Raw genomic sequence first — 15,908 nt, forward strand, 5'->3', positions numbered from 1 at the left:
TCGTCGGTGGCCGAGAGACCGCCCCCGCGTCCCGCGGTCCGGAACCCCTATGAGGCGACGGCGACTTGTCTCGCTCATGCGACTGTTCCGCTCGGACGAGCTCCTCGGGATCGCCCGAGAGACCCTGGAGTTCGTGCTCGAGGCGAGCGAGGAGACGCACCCCAACGAGTACATGGGGTTCCTCCGCGCGGACGACGCCCGGAAGCTGGACCTCGACCGGGAGGGCCAGGTGATCACCGACGTGCTCGTCATCCCGGGGACGGAGTCGAGCCCGACGAGCGCTACCGTCCGCACCAACATGAAGCCGAACGACATGCGGTCGGTCGGCTCGGTCCACTCGCACCCGAACGGCGCGCTGCGCCCGAGCGACGCCGACCTCGCCACGTTCGGACAGGGGAAGGTCCACATCATCGTCGGCGCCCCCTACGGCTGGGGCGACTGGAAGGCGTTCGACAACGACGGGACCCAGACCACCCTCGACGTGCTCGACGTGGAGGTGCCCGACGAGCACTTCTTCGATTTCACACAGGCGGACATCGATCGCGAGCTGGACGAGCGCGACTCCGGCGGCTTCCTCTCGTGGTTCAGATGACGCGGGTCGTCGCGCAGGGGACGTTCGACCTGCTCCATCCCGGCCACGTTCACTACTTAGAGGACGCGGCGACGTACGGCGACGAGCTCCACGCCATCGTCGCCCGCCGCACCAACGTCACGCACAAGCCGGAACCGATCCTCTGTGCCCGCCAGCGGCGCGACATGGTCGAGGCGCTCGACGCGGTCGACGAGGCCCACCTCGGCGACCCCGAGGACGTGTTCGTCCCGATCGAGCGGCTCGACCCCGACGTGATCGTGTTGGGGTTCGACCAGCACCACGACGAGGCCGACATCGCCGACGCGCTCGACTCGCGTGGGATCGACTGCCGCGTCGAGCGCGCGTCGGGGCGGGAGCCGAAGTACGAGGACGAGCTGCTCTCCAGCGGCGACATCGTCGACCGCATCCTGCGCGAGCGCGGCGAGCGCGGCGAAGACGGCGACGCGACATCTCCGTAGACAACGCGACGCCCTCGTAGGTCACGGCCGCGGAGCCATCCGACCGCGGGGAAACGTGAGGACCCCGACGGGTGCGGAAGCGCGGGGTCTAAATGGACTGACTCCCAAACCGAGGTGAGTGAAGATTCCCGACAAGTTCCCCGCGGTGTTGGCCGCGGCCGCGATGGGCGTGTACCTGCTCGTCGTCGTCGGCGCGACCACCTCCCTGACGGAAGCGGCGACCGCCTGCGGCGGCTGGCCCGCCTGCGGGACCGGCGCCGCCCTGCCGACGGCGACCGCGGGGTGGATCGCCCTCGGCCATCGAGCCCTCGCCGTCGTCGTCGGGATCCTCGTCGCCCTCTCCGCGGCGCTCGCGTGGCGGGAGAGGGCGGACCGCCGGGTCAGAGCCGCGCTCACGGTCGCGCTCGTCGTTTATCCGGCCCAAGCCGGGGTCGGCGCGCTCGTCGCGGTCGGCGACCTGCCCGACGCGCTCGGCTCCGCCCACCTCCTCCTCGGGATCGGCATCTTCGGCGCCGTCCTCGCGGCGCTCGCGTGGTGGCTGGAGGCCGAGACCGGGCACCCGGACGACGCCCCCGACGACTTCGAGCCCGGCACCGACCACCTCCCGCCGGTCGAGGAAGCGCCGGAGCCGTCGATCCCGTCTGCGACGCTCCCACGGCTGAAGGCGACCGCGACGGCGTACTTCCGGCTGATGAAGCCGCGGCTGATGTGGCTGCTCTGTCTCGTCGCCGCCGCCGCGATGGCGCTCGCGCAGCCGGTGGCGACCGCCGGCGCGCCCGGGTTCACGCCCCCGGTCGTGGCCGCCACGCTGGCCGGCGGCGCGCTCTCCATCGGCGCCTCCGGCACGTTCAACCACGTCCTCGAGCGCGACGTCGACAAGCGGATGCAACGCACCAGCGACCGCCCGCTCGCGACCGACCTCGTCCCCGTCCCGCACGCGCTCGCGTTCGGCGGCGCCCTGACGCTCGTCTCGCTCGCGCTGTTCTGGACGGTGAACCCGCTGACGGCCGCGCTCGGGCTGGTGGCGATCCTGTTTTACAGCGTCGTGTACACGCTCGTCCTCAAGCCGAACACGGTCCAAAACACCGTTATCGGCGGCGCGGCCGGCGCGCTCCCGGCGCTCATCGGCTGGGCCGCGGTGACGGGCGAGGTCGGCGGCGGCGGGCTGCTGCTCGCGGCCGTGATCTTCCTGTGGACGCCCGCGCACTTCTATAACCTCGCGTTAGCGTACAAGGACGACTACGAGCGCGGCGGCTTCCCGATGATGCCCGTCGTGCGCGGCGAGACGACGACCCGCCGCCACATCCTCTGGTACCTCGGCGCGACGCTGGTCGCCGCGGTCGCGCTCGCGGCGGCCGCCGACCCGCTCGGCGCGCTGTACGCCGTCGTCGGCGTCGGCGTCGGCGCCGTCTTCCTCTGGGCGGTCGTCCGGCTCCACTACGAGCAGACGGAGAGCGCGGCGTTCCGCGCGTTCCACGCCTCGAACGCCTACCTCGGCCTGCTGCTGTTCGCCGTCGTCTTCGACGCGTTGGTGGTGTGAGGCGGTCGGCGTCGTCGCGGTTCGTCGCAACCGTCCGCGACCCGCCCTTTTAATCCGGTTCGCGTCCTACCTCGCGGCATGACACGCGTCGAAGTCGAGTACTGCGTTCCCTGTGGCATGTTGAACCGCGCGCAGGACGTCTCGGAGGCGATCCTCAAACAGTTCGGCGAGGGAATTGACGAGGTCGCGCTGGTAACCGGTGACGACGGCGTGTTCGTCGTCCGGGTCGGCGACGAGGTCGTCTTCGACAAGACCGAAGACGAGTACGACGTCGACGCCATCGTCCGCGCGGTCAGGCCGCACGTCGGCGCGACGGCGTAGCCGCCGGCTCCGGCGTCGCCCCCTTCCTCGGCGAACGCCCCGCGATTCCTGACTCTCGTTCACACGCCACAAGCTAATTGTCCCTCGGCCGCGAACCGCCCCGACGATGTCGGACTCATCGAAACGGGCGCGAGGCGGGCCTCCGGCCGACGATCCGACGCGTGAGTCGGACGATCCGACGCTCGGCGGCGACGCCGCGCCCGCCGCTGACGACCGGCCGCAGCTCGCGCGGACCTGGTATCGGTCCCGGCTCGGGACCGCCGTCGTCGCCGTCGACATCCTCCTCACCGCCGTCCTCGCGGCCGCGGCGTCCGTGGCGATCGACGCGCCGTTCGCCGGGATCGCCGGTCTCGCTCCGGGGATCGTCCCGCCGTTCGTTCCGCTGTTCAGCCTGCTCGGCGCGCTGGGGTTCGTGTTCACGGCCTTAGTCGAGCGCTTCGACGCGTCGGTCGGCACGCTGGTCCGGTACAACCTCCGGCTGCCGGCCGCGCTGCCGCTCGGGGTCGGGGTCTACCTGCTCTCGGATCTCGTCCTCGGGCAGGGCGTCGACGAGGTGCCGCTCGTCGTCGGGACCGTCTTCCTCTCGGGGCTGTACGTGAACCTCGCGTACAAGCGCCTCGGCGCGCTGGCGCGCCGGCTCCTCCCCCGGGCCGCGGCGGGAGCGAGGACCGCTCGGGACGCGGCGGGAACTGACGGAGCGCGTGAGCGTCAGTCGCCCGCGTGAGCGTCAGTCGCCCGCGTGAGCGTCAGTCGCCCGCGTGAGCGTCAGTCGGGGTCGAACACCGCGCGCGCGGAGTTCGTCACCACGAGGATGCTGCTCGACGCCATCGCGAGCGCGGCTAACAGGGGGTTGAGGAGGCCGGACAGGGCCAACGGGATCGCGACCGCGTTGTAGACGAACGCCCAGCCGAGGTTCTGCTTCAGCCGCCGGTTCGTCCCGCGCGTGACGGCGAACAGCTCCGGGACCGCCGAGAGCCGGTCCTCGAGGAGGACCGCGTCCGCGGCGTCCGCCGCGAGGTCCGTCCCGGAGGCGATCGAGATACCCAGGTCGGCCGCGGCGAGCGCGGGCGCGTCGTTGCTCCCGTCGCCCACCATCGCGACCGACCGGTCGGCGCCGAGCCGCCGGACCGTCTCGGCCTTCGCCTCCGGCGGCACCTCGGCGAACACCTCGTCGATCGCGGGGTGCTCCGCGAACCGCGTCGCGGCCGCGGGCGCGTCGCCGGTGAGCACGACCACGCGCCGCCCGTCCGCGTCGAGGTCGCCGACGACCGCCTCCCACCCGTCGCGCACCTCGTCGCCGACGGTCAGGACCCCGCGCACGCGGCCGTCCCAGCCGACGTAGACGGGAACGTTCCCGCGGTCGCGGGCGGCCGCTCCCGCCTCGCGGAGCCGGTCCGAGACCGCCCACCCGCGCTCGGCGAACAGGTCGGGGTGGCCGACGACGACCTCGTCGTCGTCGACGCGCCCCGCAACCCCGCGGTCGAAGACGTCGACGTCGGTCGCGGCGGGGGCGTCGAGCGCGTCGACCTCGGCCGGCGGGCCGTCGCTCGGGTCCGCGGCGGCCGCGGCGCCGCCGTCGGTGGCCGGTCGCTCGCCCGACGTCTCTCCGGCATCTCCCAGCACACCCGCGACGATCGCCTCGGCGACCGGGTGGATCGAGGCGCGCTCGACGGCTGCCGCCCGTTCGCGGACGCGGTCGACCGAGGTCCCGTCCTCGGCGGTCGCGTCGAGCAGCCGCATCTCGCCGTCGGTGAGCGTCCCGGTCTTGTCGAAGACGACCGTGTCGACGTCGGCGGCCGCCTCGAAGACGGCGTCCGAGACGACGACGATGCCGCGCTTCGCCGCGTCGCGGATCCCGGCGGCGACCGCGAGCGGGGTGGCGAGCCCGAGCGCGCACGGACACGAGACGATCAGCACCGTCAGCCCGACGAGCGCGGCGTCGATCGGCGCCGAGCCGAGGGCGAGGGTGGCGGCGGCGCCGACGGTCGCGACCGCCACGACGAGGGGGACGAACACCGTCGCCAGCCGGTCGACGAGCCGCTGGATCCCGGACCGCGAGCTCTGGATCTCCCAGAGCAGTCGCACGAGGGTGTCGAGGGTGTTCGCCGCGTCCTCGCCGACCTCGATCACGACGGGCGAGTCGGTGACGACGGTGCCCCCGCGGACCGGGTCGCCCTCGCGTTTCGTCGCCGGCAGCGACTCGCCGGTGACCAAGGCCTCGTCGACCGCGGCGGTCCCCTCCGCGACGGTCCCGTCGAACGGCACGCGCTCGCCCGGACGGACGAGGAGGCGGTCGCCGGGATCGACCGCGTCGGCCGCGACGGTCTCGCCCGCCTCGGTCCGCACAGTGCGGTCGTCGGCCGTCGTCAGGTCGGCCAGCATCCCGGTCGCCCGCCGCTTGATTATCGACTCGTAGTGGTTGCCAGCGGTGACGACGAGGATGACCGCGATGGTCACGTCGAAGTAGAGATCGGTCCGGCCGACGAGCAGCGCGAGGGTGCTGTACGCGTACGAGCTCGTCGCCGCGAGCGACACGAGCAGGTCCATGTTCGGCTGTCGCGCCCGGAGGCTCACGTACGCGCCGCGCAAGATTGGGTAGCCGGTGTAAAACAGCACGATCGAGGCGAACAGCCAGATCTGCGCGAAGAGGTAGGTCCCGGAGACGCCGCCGAGGTCGACTATCGGCTCGTACCCGAAGTAGGTCGGATATAAGAAGAGGACGTACCACAGCATCGCCATCATCCCGAAGAAGCCGCCGCCGATGAGGAACCGCACAACGGCGTCGTCGTCCTCCGCGTCCGGGTCCGCGCGGTCGCTCGCCGAGTACCCCGCGACCGAGAGCCGGTCGGGCAGCTCGTCCGCGTCCACCGCGTCCGGGTCGTAGTCGACCCGGATCGTGTCGGTAGCGTAGCTCGCCTCGGCGGCCGCAACCCCGTCCTGCTCGCCGGCCGTCATCTCGAGGAACGACTCGCAGGTCGCGCAGTGCATCCCGTCGACGTGGAGGAACGTCGTCTCGCCGTCGAACTCCTCGCCCGGCGTCGCGTCCGGGCGCCGCGCGTCGAGGTCGTCGAGGTCCTCGACGTCGTCGAGCGAGCGCGCGACGGTCAGACAGCCCCGACAGCAGAACTCGCCGTCGACGTCGGGGGCCGTGTGCGGGTCGTCCCCGGTCGGGAGGTCACAGAGTGTACAGCCTGTCATGCGTGGTCAGTTCGGATTCTCTCCGGGCGGTCAGTTCGGGCTCCCTCCGGGCGGTCAGTTCGGGCTCCCTCCGGGCGGTCAGTTCGGGCTCCCTCCGGGCGATCAGTCGGCCGCATCTGGCGGTCCAGCGGTGCGTTCGGGCCGGTTACGCGTGTTCCGGCTCGTCTGCGTCACCGGTGAATCCCGGTAGGCTCCCGCCGGTCGCGATCCGGAGGCTCGCCCAGATGAGCAGGACGTTCACCAGCGTCACCGCCACGACGAACTCCGCCCGGTCGGCGATGAACACCACCGCGGGGACGAGCCCGCCGAGGACGAGGAGTACGGCCTGTTGGATCGAGAAGTTCATACCCGACACAAGGCTTCCCTGAGCATATATAATGCCCGTGTTTTCACGGTTCGAGAACGGGTAGGTGTTATATGTTCCCCTGACCATAACCGGACCTATGGGCCAAAATGAGGCCGTACACGCCGGCACGGAAGACGGGGGCGGCGACGCCGAGGAGTTCGACCCGATCGGCACGCTCACGCTGATCGGGATCTACTTCGTGATATTGGTGCTCGCATGGGTGTCTATATACTTCGTAGAGTTCCTCGGACGAGACCTCGTCATCGTGGGGTGATCAGACATGCACATCCACGCGTACGAAAAACTCTGGCTCGCGCTTTCGATCGTGTTGATCCTCGCCCTTATCGGGACCGTGACGTACGGCGCCGTCGGTCCGGGCGTGGCGATGGTCGCCGACTCGCAGTCAACGATCGATGCCGGGGGATCGACGAGGACGAGCGGTTCTCGGAACCCCGGGTCGAGCGGGTCGGTGAAAACGAGTACGAGGCGTACGTCGTCGCCTACCAGTTCGGCTTCGAACCGACCCCGATCGTCGTGCCGGCGAACAGCACCGTGACGTTACAAGTGACTTCCCGGGACGTGATCCACGGCTTCGAGGTGGTCGGCACGGGCGCGAACACGATGGTCGTTCCGGGCGAGGTCTCGGAGATCACGGTCGAGACCGACGAGCCCACCGAGTACGGGATCGTCTGTAACGAGTACTGCGGCGCGGGCCACCACGTCATGGAAGGGAAGCTCCACGTCGTCAGCCAGTCGGAGTTCGAGAACCGAGGAGGTGACTCGGAGTGAGCACTGCCCTCGAGTCCGAGCAGACGTTCGTCGACAAGTTCCCGGACGAGGCGCGCGTCGTCCGCGCGGCCTTCCTGAGCTCCTTTTTCGCCCTGTTCCTCGGCGCGGTGTTCGGGATCATCCAGACGCTCCACCGGACCGACGTCGCGCGGATCATCCCTTCGACGGACTACTACACCGTCCTCACGGCTCACGGCGTCTTCATGGTGATCAGCTTCACGATCTTCTTCCTCGTCGGGCTGTTCACCTGGGCGGTGACGCGGAGCCTTGACCGGCCGCTGTTGAACATCAAGATCACGTGGACGTGGTACGGGCTGATGGCGACCGGCATGACGCTCACCGGCATCTCGATTCTCGCCGGGTTCGTCGACTCCATCGACATGAGCGCGGACGTACTGTACACCTTCTACGCGCCGCTTCAGGCCCACCCGCTGTTCTACGCCGGACTCGCGGTGTTCATCGTCGGTACGTGGATCGCGGGCGCGGACTGGTTCCGGACGTTCCTCGCGTGGCGGCGCGACCACCCGGACGAGCGGATCCCGCTCCAGACGTTCATGGTGTTGACGACGATGACGATGTGGTACATCGCCTCGTCCGCCGTTGCGGCCTCCGTGCTGCTGTTCCTCCTGCCGTGGTCGCTCGGCTTCATCGAGCAGGTGAACCCGACGCTCACCCGGACGCTGTTCTGGTTCTTCGGCCACCCGGTCGTCTACTTCTGGCTGATGCCGGCGTACCTGCTCTGGTACACCGTCCTCCCGAAGATCGCCGGCGGACGGCTGTTCAGCGACCCGCTGGCCCGGGTCGTGTTCGTGCTGTTCGTCCTCCTCTCGACGCCGGTCGGGATCCACCACCAGTACCTCGACCCCGGCATCGCGGAGGGGTTCAAGTTCATCTCCATGACGAACACGATGTTCCTGCTGTTGCCCAGCCTGCTCACCGCGTTCACCGTCGTCGCGAGCGTCGAGTACGGCGCTCGGAAGAACGGCGGCAGCGGACTGCTCGGCTGGCTCACGCACCTCCCGTGGCGGAAGCCGGAGTTCACCGGCATGATGCTCGCCGGGCTGATGTTCGCGGCCGGCGGCTTCTCCGGGATGGTCAACGCGGGGATGAACATCAACTACCTCATCCACAACACGCTGTGGGTGCCCGGGCACTTCCACCTCACCGTCGGGACCGCGGTGGCGCTGACGATGATGGCCGGAATCTACTGGCTCTGGCCGCAGATCAGCAACAAGCCGATCTACAGCAGTCAGATCGGGCTGTTCCAGGTCGTGCTCTGGTTCATCGGCATGGCGCTGATGTCGAACGCGATGCACGCGCAGGGCCTGCTCGGCGTGCCGCGGCGGACCGCCGAACCGGAGTACTCCGGCTTCGACTACCCGACGATGTTCGGCGGCTTCGAGGAGCTGAACATCCAGATCGCGATCGGCGGGACGCTGCTTTTCGTCTCGACGATCCTGTTCCTCGGGAACCTCGCGTTGACGATGGGGAACCCGAAGGTCGCCGGGCTCGCGGAGCCGCTTCCGAGCCCGGTCTCCGGCGCGGAGGACGCCCCGCAGGTGCTCGATAACCTCCGCCTGTGGGTGAGCATCGCGCTCGTCCTCGTCGTCCTCGCGTACGCACTCCCGATCGCGGCGATCATCAGCCGCGGCGGGCTGCTCGGACCGGGCGTCGGTACCTATCCGGTGTGGCTCGCGCCGCTGCTCGACGCGCTCGCGAACGCGGCGGCGACGCTGCTCGGGGGCATCGCCGACACGTCGGCCTCGCTCGCCGAGGTGGTCGGATGACCGTCGACGTGAGCCGCGGCGGGCTACTCGTGACGCTCGCCATCTTCGGCGTGATCGTCTACGAGATGCGGACCGTCCTCGACTTCGTCGGGGTCGAACTGCCGATCATCCCGTACATGGCGGCCGTCTTCGTCCTCGCCGGCCTCTCGATCTGGTTCGTCACGCTGAAGGGCGGGTGGCGCACTGAGCCCGAGGGCGACGAGCCGGCGTAGCGGATCGAAACGCGGTCTCACGGACCGCTCCTCGTCTTTCTCCCGGAACACGGTTCCCGACAGAAGCAGTTATTACCCTTCGGCGACAATAATGCGTATGAATTCCAATACTGTATCGAGCGAGGCCGAGACGGCAGACGGCGGATCGTCCGGCGCGAACCGCCCGGTCTCGCTGTCGGACGAGGACGACCTCGACGCCTTCGTCGCCGACGCGGACGTCGCGCTCGTGGAGTTCTACACGGACGGCTGCGGCATCTGCGCGAGCATGGAGCCGGTGATCGGAAACGTGGCCCGCGGCGCCGACGCCGATCTGGCGGTCGGCACCGTGAACCCCCGCGACGACCCGCCGTTGGTCGAGCGGTTCGACGTGCGGAGCGTCCCGCTGTTCGTCCTCTTCGTCGACGGTGAGCCGGTCGCGCGCCGCGCCGAGGGGTTCATCCCGGGCGACGAGCTGACGGCGTGGATCGACGAACACGCGGCCTGAGCGAGAGCGATTCGTCGGTTCGAGATCGTCTCGAGAGTTCGGTGTGGCGACGACGACCACCGAAGTCCCGGCCACTCGGCCGTACGACGATTCTATTTATAAACGATGGTGTCATAGAAGTCTTCTCACACCTACACAGGAATCGCTTAGTACAGGTGGTGCAATTACCAACGACGCCCAGCTCAAGTGAATCACCGGAACAAGGACAAATAGTCAAAAAGCCTATTATCACTACTATGTGGTTTCGGGTATGTCGTTGAAGCGGCGAGCCATTCTCTTGGGCGGTGCGGCAACGGTCGGATTCGGGGCTCTTGGTTACTATGAGATAACGAGGTGCGACGAGGTCGCCTGTTTTTCTTTTGAGTTTCAGGGTGCTGACCATGTGGCTGATAGATTAGATGTTCAGCATACGGGTGGCCAGGAGAGCCTGCAAGCGGGTGATGTGTACTTCCGCGAGGTTGTTGTTGATTGGGAGTCCCGAGAGACAGACACCATCGCATGGTCTGAGTTAGATGATGAGATGGAGCCAAGCGACACGATTGATGGCGATGAAATACGGCTCCAACTCTTGTGGGAAACGAACGTTGTGGAAATCCTATGGCGGCAGGAGGGTGAGGAGACACTCATCGGAGCATGGGTTGACGAAGACGATGATGCTAGATAGGCACTCTTCAGCGACTGCCCGTTTCAGACGAGAATATGTCTGAAGAATAGGATTTCAACAGAGCCGATTAAACCCATCTGCACGGTTCCTAACTCATATCGTACCCCCTTGAGAGAGGGTGACCTGTCTGGTAGTGCTACGTTCTTGGCCACTTGTAATGACAAGTAAGTACGCGTCATAACATATATGCCTCTCCACGTCGAACATCAATGTATGAGCGGATCAAGCTACGACAAGACGATTCAGTTCCGTGCCGGAGCCGAAAAAGAGGCCGCGGAGCTCCTCGATGAGATCCACATCGGTGGCGTCAACGTGAGCGAACTCGCCCGCGTCGGCCTGGTCGAAATGCTCCGACAGTCATTGGATGAACAGGACAAGATTGCGGTGTACGAACGATACAGTCGTGATGAGATCGGCGAGGACGTGGCCCATGTCCTTCTCGGTGAGAAACTCGATAGGATGGAAGAGGAGAAAGAGTCGTTCGAGTCAGCTATGGAACGAGACACGTCTGAATTCTTGACGGGCAGCGATGGCGAGTGAGGCTCGCTATCCGATACTGGCTGATACGAGTTCCTTGATCGCAGTTGCGAACACCACTCAGTGGAAACGACTGAAAGACGCGATTCACCTTACAACGACAAACGTCTGCAAGCACGAACTTCAAAACCACGTCAACTCGAACAAATACCCGCCTGAGGGCAGCCGTGAGTACTACTTGAAACGAGGGAGCCAACGTGTTCTTGAACATCTAGACGAGGATTCGTCGCCGTGGTCGTGCGTCACTGTCGTTCCCCGCCCGCATGGACCAGATGCAGGCGAGCAATCGCTCAAGCAGGAACTTTCTGAATACGGTTCATCGTATCAGATCGTATCGATTCTTGACTCAGCTGCGAGACGGTCAATTCGGCGTCTCATCGATAACAACGGGTACGACATTGACGTTGTGGGGCCACCGTATCTCCTCTACATCCTGCTTGACAACGACCTCATCGAAAAGCCTGAATTCTGCGAGGCAACCGTGAGGATGATTCAAACGGAAGGGTGGACTGGGTACGAGGTTGTGAAGAACGCGTGGACCAGTATTCCCGTTGATTGTTCCGAAATCCTTGACGACGAATATGATGACGCCCTTCCACCGAAATAGTCTGGCTTATACTGCCAATCTGATCAGTAAAGGTTGAGTAGGTAACAAACCAGCGGTGAATTAGTTTGTTTGTCTATCTTGGTTCCTTTGTAATCTTGGGTACATCCAAATCCATATCGCCATCAGAAACACACAGCTGAATAGCCAGACAGGGTCAGTAAATTTGCCAAGAAGAAACACAGAGGGCGTACGTCCGAACAAAACTGCCCCAAGAGTCCCGACAGCTATGAGACCCGTCACAGATAAACTGATGAAAATAATCGTGTCGCGTCTAAATGACCGCTTCATACTTTTTGTTTAGTCTCTACGATTATACCCTTTCGGTCAATACGCAAGCGCATTCTATCGGCTGATTCAGCTGTGAATCCACGAAATGAATGTCGTGGTAAATCTTCTATGACACCCTATTATAAACCCCTAAGCCACGCGGACTGCCCCTTCGAGTCCCGCCCGATAGCACCGCACAGCGCCTCGCGCCTCCCCAGCCTCGGCGGACGGCCCGGCGCGGGCGGAGCCGCGCCGGACCGCCGCCTCCCTCGCGCGTGCTCCTCGCGGTCGCCGAGGGCGACCGCTCGCAGGCACGCGCCGCCGCATCCTGTGGTCTGATTTATAAACGATCCCCCCTCGACGGAACCCTTTTGAGCCGGACCGGCGTATCTGTGTCCGATATGGGACTGGGCTCGGACATGTACCGACAGCAGATCCTCGACCACTACAAAAACCCGCGCAACTACGGGGAACTCGAGGATCCGGACTTCACGCACGTCGGCGAGAACCCCTCCTGCGGCGACACGATCCGGATGGACGTCCAACTCGACGACGACGAGGAGACGGTCGAGGCGGTGCGGTTCACCGGGGACGGCTGCGCCATCTCGATGGCCTCCGCGAGCATGCTCTCCGAGCGGCTCCACGGGATGCCCGTCGACGAGCTCGACGCGCTCGACACCGACGACGTCACCGAAATGCTCGGCGTCGACATCTCGCCGATGCGCGTCAAGTGCGCGGTGTTGGGGCGACAGGTCGCGCAGGACGGCGCGAAGATCCACCGCGGCGAGCTCGACCCGGACGAGGACCGCACGGTCACCGAGGAGTAGCCGCTCGGCTCTCGTTGCGGCCGCGCTCCCGCGCCGCGGCCGGCTCGCACCGCGGACGCGCCCGTCCCGAGCCCACCGGACTTTTGCCCGCGAACCACGTTCGTCCGTCCATGAGCGACGGCTTCGACAAGGAGGCGGAACGAGAGAAGCTCCGCGAGAAGTTCGCGGACGACGAGAAGAAGCGCGAGCACACCCAACAGATGTCTGAACTCCTCCTGAAGGGCGCGACGATGACGAACCGCCACTGCGGGGAGTGCGGCGACCCCATCTTCCGGTACGACGGCCGCGAGTTCTGTCCCACCTGCGGGAACGAGGCCGGGGGCGCGGCCGAGGCGGACGAGGCTCCGGCCGAGGTAAGTGGGAATTCGGCCGAGGCGGACGGGACTTCGGCCGACGTGGGCGACGCTCCCGCCGTCGAGTCCGGAACATCGGCTGACGCGGACGCCGAGAGCGTCGACGCCGCGGCCGACAACGGCGCGGTCGACGCCGGCGCGAACGAACCGGTCCGGTCGCAGTCGCCCCCGTCAACCGCGGCCCCGCAGGGATCGACACCGTCGCAGGAGCCGGCGCCCTCGCAGGAGTCGGCGCGCTCGGAGGACTCGGCGTCGCCACGGACGTCGTCGCCGCAGCGGTCCGCGCCGCAGCAGTCGGTCCCGTCGCGGTCGGCCGCCGACGCCGAGGGCGTTGACGCCGCCCGCGCGTCACTGACGCGGACGCTGACGCGGTTCGCTCGGGCGGCCGAGGAGACCGATGACCCGCGGCGCGCCCGAGACCACCTCGAAGCGGCCCGCGAGGCGGCCGAGGCGCTCGCGGCGCTGAATCGGTAATCGGCGGCGGGGCGACGCGGCGCCGGCTCGAACGAGAGTCGGGGAGACCGCGAAGAACGGAGAGCGAGGAGACGGAAAAGAGAGGGCCGGAAAAGACGGGAAGGGTGAGAGAGAACGGAGAGACGGCAGACTCGCTTCGGTCGCGGCGGCGTCAGGCCCGAACCGGCGAGCCGGCCGGCTCCATGTTCGCCCAGCTCGGCTCGTCGCACAACAGCGCGTGGACGATCCGGACGACCGCGTCGAGGTTCGCCTCGATGTCGATCTCGCCGCGCTCCGCGCGCCGGACGAACTGAGCGACTTCCTCTAGGGTCACGGTTCCGGCGGCGATAGCGCCGGTGACCGTCTCCGTGTCGCTTTCGAGCGCGTTCAGCAGTTCGGGCGACGGGTCCGGGTCGGTCTGGGCGAGGGACGACGAGGTGTTAGCCTTTGCGGTGGTCATTCTGATAGTTACTACACAGCGAGTTAATATATTAGCACCGGTACTGGTCGGGTTTCTGTCAGTTTTGTGCTGCCCGCCGAGCGAGTCGAGTTGATGCGCCGGCATTCGAACCGGACACGCCGAGAGCATCGTCGAATTCGCTGTTTGTTTATAAATGACTGAGTCGGATCGCCGGTGAACGCCGCCAAAGCCACAGCCATTCGCTTATAAACGGCTAACTGTGGATCGACAGAGAACACCGCCAAAGCCCCAGCCGGGAGGCGGGCGCACGCTCGCTGCGCTCCTCGGTCGCTCACTTCGTTCGCTCCCTGCGGTGCTTGCGTCGCCTGCGCCCGCCTCCCGGCTGCCCCTTTGAGCCCTGCCCGACCGCGACCGCACCGCAGCCTCACGCCTCCCCAGCCTCGTCGGGCGCGTCCTTCGGGCTCCCTTCGGTCGCCCTCGGAGCGCCCGACTCCCTCGCGCGTGCTGACTCGCGGCCGCCGAGGGCGGCCGCTCGCAGGCACGCGCCACCGCGTCTATTTATAAATAGGTCGCCGCTATCGCCCGCTCTCGACGGCGACGCGCATGTCTTGGGCGAGCCGCTCGGCGCGCTCGGCGTCGGCGGACTCGGCGTAGATCCGGATCTTCGGCTCGGTGCCGGAGGGGCGGACGAGCACCCACGCGTCGCCGTAGTCGAGGCGGTAGCCGTCGGTCGTGTTCGGCTCCGCGTCGGCGGTCTCGACGTACGCGCGGGCGGCCGAGAGCAGCTCGTCGCGCTCGTCGTCGCCCTCGTACTCCACGTTCGCCCGCACGAAGTGGTAGTCGCTGTACGGCGCGACGACCTCGCTGACGGGCGCGCCGTCGGCGTCGGCGAGCAGTTCGAGGAACCGCGCGCCGATGTATGCGCCGTCCCGCGAGAGCCGGTACGGCGGGAAGAAGACGCCGCCGTTGCCCTCGCCCGCGACCGGGACGTTGACCCCCTCCTCGTGGAGCTCGCGGGTGCGGGTGATGATGTTCGTCGCGCCGATGGGCGTCAGTTCGAGGTCGGCGTCGTTGTCGGCGCAGACGTCGACGAGCCGCTGGGAGACGTTGACCGCGCTGACGACCGCGTCGCCCGGTTCGAGACAGGCGTCCGCCAGCGCCGCGAAGGAGGTGTCGCCGTCGACGAACTCGCCGTCCTCGTCGACGAAGACCGCGCGGTCCGCGTCGCCGTCGTGCGCGATTCCCACGTCGGCGTCGGAGGTCGCGACCAGCCGCGAGAGGTCCCCGAGGTTCTCCGGGACCGGCTCGGAGTCGCGGCCCGGGAAGTGGCCGTCGGGCGTCGCGTTGACGGTCAGCACCTCGCAGCCGAGCTCGCGGTAGATCCGAGGCGACGCGACCGAGGCCGCGCCGTGACCGGGGTCGACCGCGACCGTGAGGTCGGCGTCGGCGATCGCCTCGCGGTCGACCGCGTCGATCAGCTGGTCGACGTAGTCGTCGACGGCGCCCTCGACCGGCGTCGTCGCGCCCGCCGCCCGCCAGTCAGCGTGGTCGTACTCGTCGTCGAGGACGCGCCGCTCGATCCGCTCTAACACGTCGACAGAGAGCTCGACGCCGTCGTCGCCGACGAGCTTGATCCCGTTGAACTCCGGCGGGTTGTGCGAGGCGGTGACGAGGACGGCGGGCACGCCCGCCGACTCGCAGTAGTTGCCGACCGCGGGCGTGGGGACGACGCCGAGCCGGTCGACGTCGCAGCCGACCGCGGCGAGCCCGCTCGCGGCCGCGTTGGCGAACAGCTCGCCGGTGGTCCGCGTGTCGCGCGCGACGGCGACGCGGTCGGCGTCCCACACCGTCCCCGCCGCCTTCGCGATGTCGAGGACGAGCGCGGGCGTGAGGTACCGCAGCGCGACCCCACGGATGCCGCTCGATCCGAACAGCTCCATGGGAGACCATCCGCCCGCCGAGGGGAAAGCGGTTCCGAACCGCTTGGCGACGTGTCGGCGGAGGGACACGCTCGCGCCGGGCCCGCGACGACGCGTGCGGTTCATGCCGGTG

At 67.4% G+C, this 15,908-nt stretch carries 18 protein-coding genes and 1 pseudogene; 15 read left to right on the plus strand and 4 right to left on the minus strand.

The window, feature by feature from the left end; genetic code table 11:
- The first annotated feature begins 76 nt into the window (after positions 1-76).
- The 5 genes from J7656_RS03590 to J7656_RS03610 all read left to right on the plus strand — a co-directional run bounded on the left by J7656_RS03590 (position 77) and on the right by J7656_RS03610 (position 3,635).
- Positions 77-592, plus strand: coding sequence for a Mov34/MPN/PAD-1 family protein (locus tag J7656_RS03590; RefSeq protein ID WP_017343923.1), 516 nt, complete (start codon positions 77-79; stop codon positions 590-592).
- Positions 589-1,050 carry an FAD synthase family protein gene (locus J7656_RS03595; protein WP_017343924.1) on the plus strand — a complete coding sequence of 154 codons (462 nt, stop codon included), beginning with the start codon at positions 589-591 and terminating at the stop codon, positions 1,048-1,050. The genes J7656_RS03590 and J7656_RS03595 overlap by 4 nt, the downstream gene beginning before the upstream one ends.
- A 118-nt stretch (positions 1,051-1,168) precedes the next feature.
- Positions 1,169-2,590 (plus strand): heme o synthase, encoded by a 1,422-nt coding sequence (locus tag J7656_RS03600; RefSeq protein WP_017343925.1) that lies wholly within the window; start codon positions 1,169-1,171, stop codon positions 2,588-2,590.
- A gap of 78 nt (positions 2,591-2,668) precedes the next feature.
- Positions 2,669-2,911 (plus strand): Rdx family protein, encoded by a 243-nt coding sequence (locus J7656_RS03605; RefSeq protein WP_017343926.1) that lies wholly within the window; start codon positions 2,669-2,671, stop codon positions 2,909-2,911.
- Between the two features lie 106 nt (positions 2,912-3,017).
- Entirely contained in the window at positions 3,018-3,635 is a 618-nt protein-coding gene (locus tag J7656_RS03610) for a hypothetical protein (RefSeq protein WP_249191492.1), read from the plus strand.
- A 41-nt stretch (positions 3,636-3,676) separates the two neighbouring features.
- Here J7656_RS03610 and J7656_RS03615 read toward each other — a convergent pair whose 3' ends face one another.
- Positions 3,677-6,109, minus strand: a complete 2,433-nt coding sequence (locus J7656_RS03615; protein ID WP_017343928.1) for a heavy metal translocating P-type ATPase — start codon at positions 6,107-6,109, stop codon at positions 3,677-3,679.
- Positions 6,110-6,254: 145 nt separating this feature from the next.
- Positions 6,255-6,455 (minus strand): DUF8131 family protein, encoded by a 201-nt coding sequence (locus J7656_RS03620; protein ID WP_017343929.1) that lies wholly within the window; start codon positions 6,453-6,455, stop codon positions 6,255-6,257.
- Between the two features lie 97 nt (positions 6,456-6,552).
- Here J7656_RS03620 and J7656_RS03625 point away from each other — a divergent pair, with 97 nt between their 5' ends.
- The 10 genes and pseudogenes from J7656_RS03625 to J7656_RS03670 all read left to right on the plus strand — a co-directional run bounded on the left by J7656_RS03625 (position 6,553) and on the right by J7656_RS03670 (position 13,456).
- On the plus strand, positions 6,553-6,729 hold the full coding sequence (locus J7656_RS03625) for a hypothetical protein (RefSeq protein ID WP_017343930.1): 177 nt from the start codon (positions 6,553-6,555) through the stop codon (positions 6,727-6,729).
- A gap of 6 nt (positions 6,730-6,735) precedes the next feature.
- Positions 6,736-7,244: pseudogene (locus J7656_RS03630) on the plus strand (cytochrome c oxidase subunit II).
- Complete coding sequence (locus tag J7656_RS03635; protein ID WP_017343932.1) at positions 7,241-9,031, plus strand: b(o/a)3-type cytochrome-c oxidase subunit 1; 1,791 nt, start codon at positions 7,241-7,243, stop codon at positions 9,029-9,031. The pseudogene J7656_RS03630 and the gene J7656_RS03635 overlap by 4 nt, the downstream one beginning before the upstream one ends.
- Positions 9,028-9,243, plus strand: a complete 216-nt coding sequence (locus J7656_RS03640; RefSeq protein ID WP_017343933.1) for a hypothetical protein — start codon at positions 9,028-9,030, stop codon at positions 9,241-9,243. Before J7656_RS03635 ends, J7656_RS03640 begins: the two co-directional genes overlap by 4 nt.
- 97 nt (positions 9,244-9,340) lie before the next feature.
- The gene (locus J7656_RS03645; protein WP_017343934.1) at positions 9,341-9,727 is read left to right on the plus strand and encodes a thioredoxin family protein; all 387 of its coding nucleotides are present in this window, start codon (positions 9,341-9,343) and stop codon (positions 9,725-9,727) included.
- Positions 9,728-9,977: 250 nt separating this feature from the next.
- Positions 9,978-10,391, plus strand: a complete 414-nt coding sequence (locus J7656_RS03650; RefSeq protein WP_017343935.1) for a hypothetical protein — start codon at positions 9,978-9,980, stop codon at positions 10,389-10,391.
- 213 nt (positions 10,392-10,604) lie between these two features.
- Positions 10,605-10,931, plus strand: a complete 327-nt coding sequence (locus J7656_RS03655; RefSeq protein ID WP_017343936.1) for a DUF8065 family protein — start codon at positions 10,605-10,607, stop codon at positions 10,929-10,931.
- Positions 10,921-11,535 carry a hypothetical protein gene (locus tag J7656_RS03660; protein ID WP_044965846.1) on the plus strand — a complete coding sequence of 205 codons (615 nt, stop codon included), beginning with the start codon at positions 10,921-10,923 and terminating at the stop codon, positions 11,533-11,535. The genes J7656_RS03655 and J7656_RS03660 overlap by 11 nt, the downstream gene beginning before the upstream one ends.
- A gap of 668 nt (positions 11,536-12,203) precedes the next feature.
- Positions 12,204-12,629 (plus strand): Fe-S cluster assembly sulfur transfer protein SufU, encoded by a 426-nt coding sequence (gene sufU, locus J7656_RS03665; protein ID WP_017343938.1) that lies wholly within the window; start codon positions 12,204-12,206, stop codon positions 12,627-12,629.
- A 110-nt stretch (positions 12,630-12,739) separates the two neighbouring features.
- Positions 12,740-13,456 (plus strand): Sjogren's syndrome/scleroderma autoantigen 1 family protein, encoded by a 717-nt coding sequence (locus J7656_RS03670; protein ID WP_017343939.1) that lies wholly within the window; start codon positions 12,740-12,742, stop codon positions 13,454-13,456.
- 151 nt (positions 13,457-13,607) lie between these two features.
- Here J7656_RS03670 and J7656_RS03675 read toward each other — a convergent pair whose 3' ends face one another.
- Both J7656_RS03675 and glmM read right to left on the minus strand, forming a co-directional pair.
- A complete protein-coding gene (locus J7656_RS03675) occupies positions 13,608-13,895 on the minus strand; it encodes a hypothetical protein (protein ID WP_017343940.1) in 288 nt (95 codons plus the stop codon).
- Positions 13,896-14,431: 536 nt separating this feature from the next.
- Positions 14,432-15,796, minus strand: coding sequence for a phosphoglucosamine mutase (glmM, locus tag J7656_RS03680; protein WP_017343941.1), 1,365 nt, complete (start codon positions 15,794-15,796; stop codon positions 14,432-14,434).
- Between the last annotated feature and the right edge of the window lie 112 nt (positions 15,797-15,908).

Source organism: Halorubrum ruber (genome assembly GCF_018228765.1).
In the GTDB taxonomy this organism is placed as follows: Archaea; Halobacteriota; Halobacteria; order Halobacteriales; family Haloferacaceae; genus Halorubrum; species Halorubrum ruber.

Excerpts from the sequence above, each read along its gene's own strand:
- J7656_RS03590 (WP_017343923.1), top strand. The coding sequence starts at position 77 with ATGCGACTGTTCCGCTCGGACGAGCTCCTCGGGATCGCCCGAGAGACC.
- J7656_RS03595 (WP_017343924.1), top strand. The coding sequence starts at position 589 with ATGACGCGGGTCGTCGCGCAGGGGACGTTCGACCTGCTCCATCCCGGC.
- J7656_RS03605 (WP_017343926.1), top strand. The coding sequence starts at position 2,669 with ATGACACGCGTCGAAGTCGAGTACTGCGTTCCCTGTGGCATGTTGAAC.
- J7656_RS03610 (WP_249191492.1), top strand. The coding sequence starts at position 3,018 with ATGTCGGACTCATCGAAACGGGCGCGAGGCGGGCCTCCGGCCGACGAT.
- J7656_RS03615 (WP_017343928.1), bottom strand. The coding sequence starts at position 6,109 with ATGACAGGCTGTACACTCTGTGACCTCCCGACCGGGGACGACCCGCAC.
- J7656_RS03620 (WP_017343929.1), bottom strand. The coding sequence starts at position 6,455 with ATGAACTTCTCGATCCAACAGGCCGTACTCCTCGTCCTCGGCGGGCTC.
- J7656_RS03625 (WP_017343930.1), top strand. The coding sequence starts at position 6,553 with ATGGGCCAAAATGAGGCCGTACACGCCGGCACGGAAGACGGGGGCGGC.
- J7656_RS03640 (WP_017343933.1), top strand. The coding sequence starts at position 9,028 with ATGACCGTCGACGTGAGCCGCGGCGGGCTACTCGTGACGCTCGCCATC.
- J7656_RS03645 (WP_017343934.1), top strand. The coding sequence starts at position 9,341 with ATGAATTCCAATACTGTATCGAGCGAGGCCGAGACGGCAGACGGCGGA.
- J7656_RS03650 (WP_017343935.1), top strand. The coding sequence starts at position 9,978 with ATGTCGTTGAAGCGGCGAGCCATTCTCTTGGGCGGTGCGGCAACGGTC.
- J7656_RS03655 (WP_017343936.1), top strand. The coding sequence starts at position 10,605 with ATGAGCGGATCAAGCTACGACAAGACGATTCAGTTCCGTGCCGGAGCC.
- J7656_RS03660 (WP_044965846.1), top strand. The coding sequence starts at position 10,921 with ATGGCGAGTGAGGCTCGCTATCCGATACTGGCTGATACGAGTTCCTTG.
- sufU (WP_017343938.1), top strand. The coding sequence starts at position 12,204 with ATGGGACTGGGCTCGGACATGTACCGACAGCAGATCCTCGACCACTAC.
- J7656_RS03670 (WP_017343939.1), top strand. The coding sequence starts at position 12,740 with ATGAGCGACGGCTTCGACAAGGAGGCGGAACGAGAGAAGCTCCGCGAG.
- J7656_RS03675 (WP_017343940.1), bottom strand. The coding sequence starts at position 13,895 with ATGACCACCGCAAAGGCTAACACCTCGTCGTCCCTCGCCCAGACCGAC.
- glmM (WP_017343941.1), bottom strand. The coding sequence starts at position 15,796 with ATGGAGCTGTTCGGATCGAGCGGCATCCGTGGGGTCGCGCTGCGGTAC.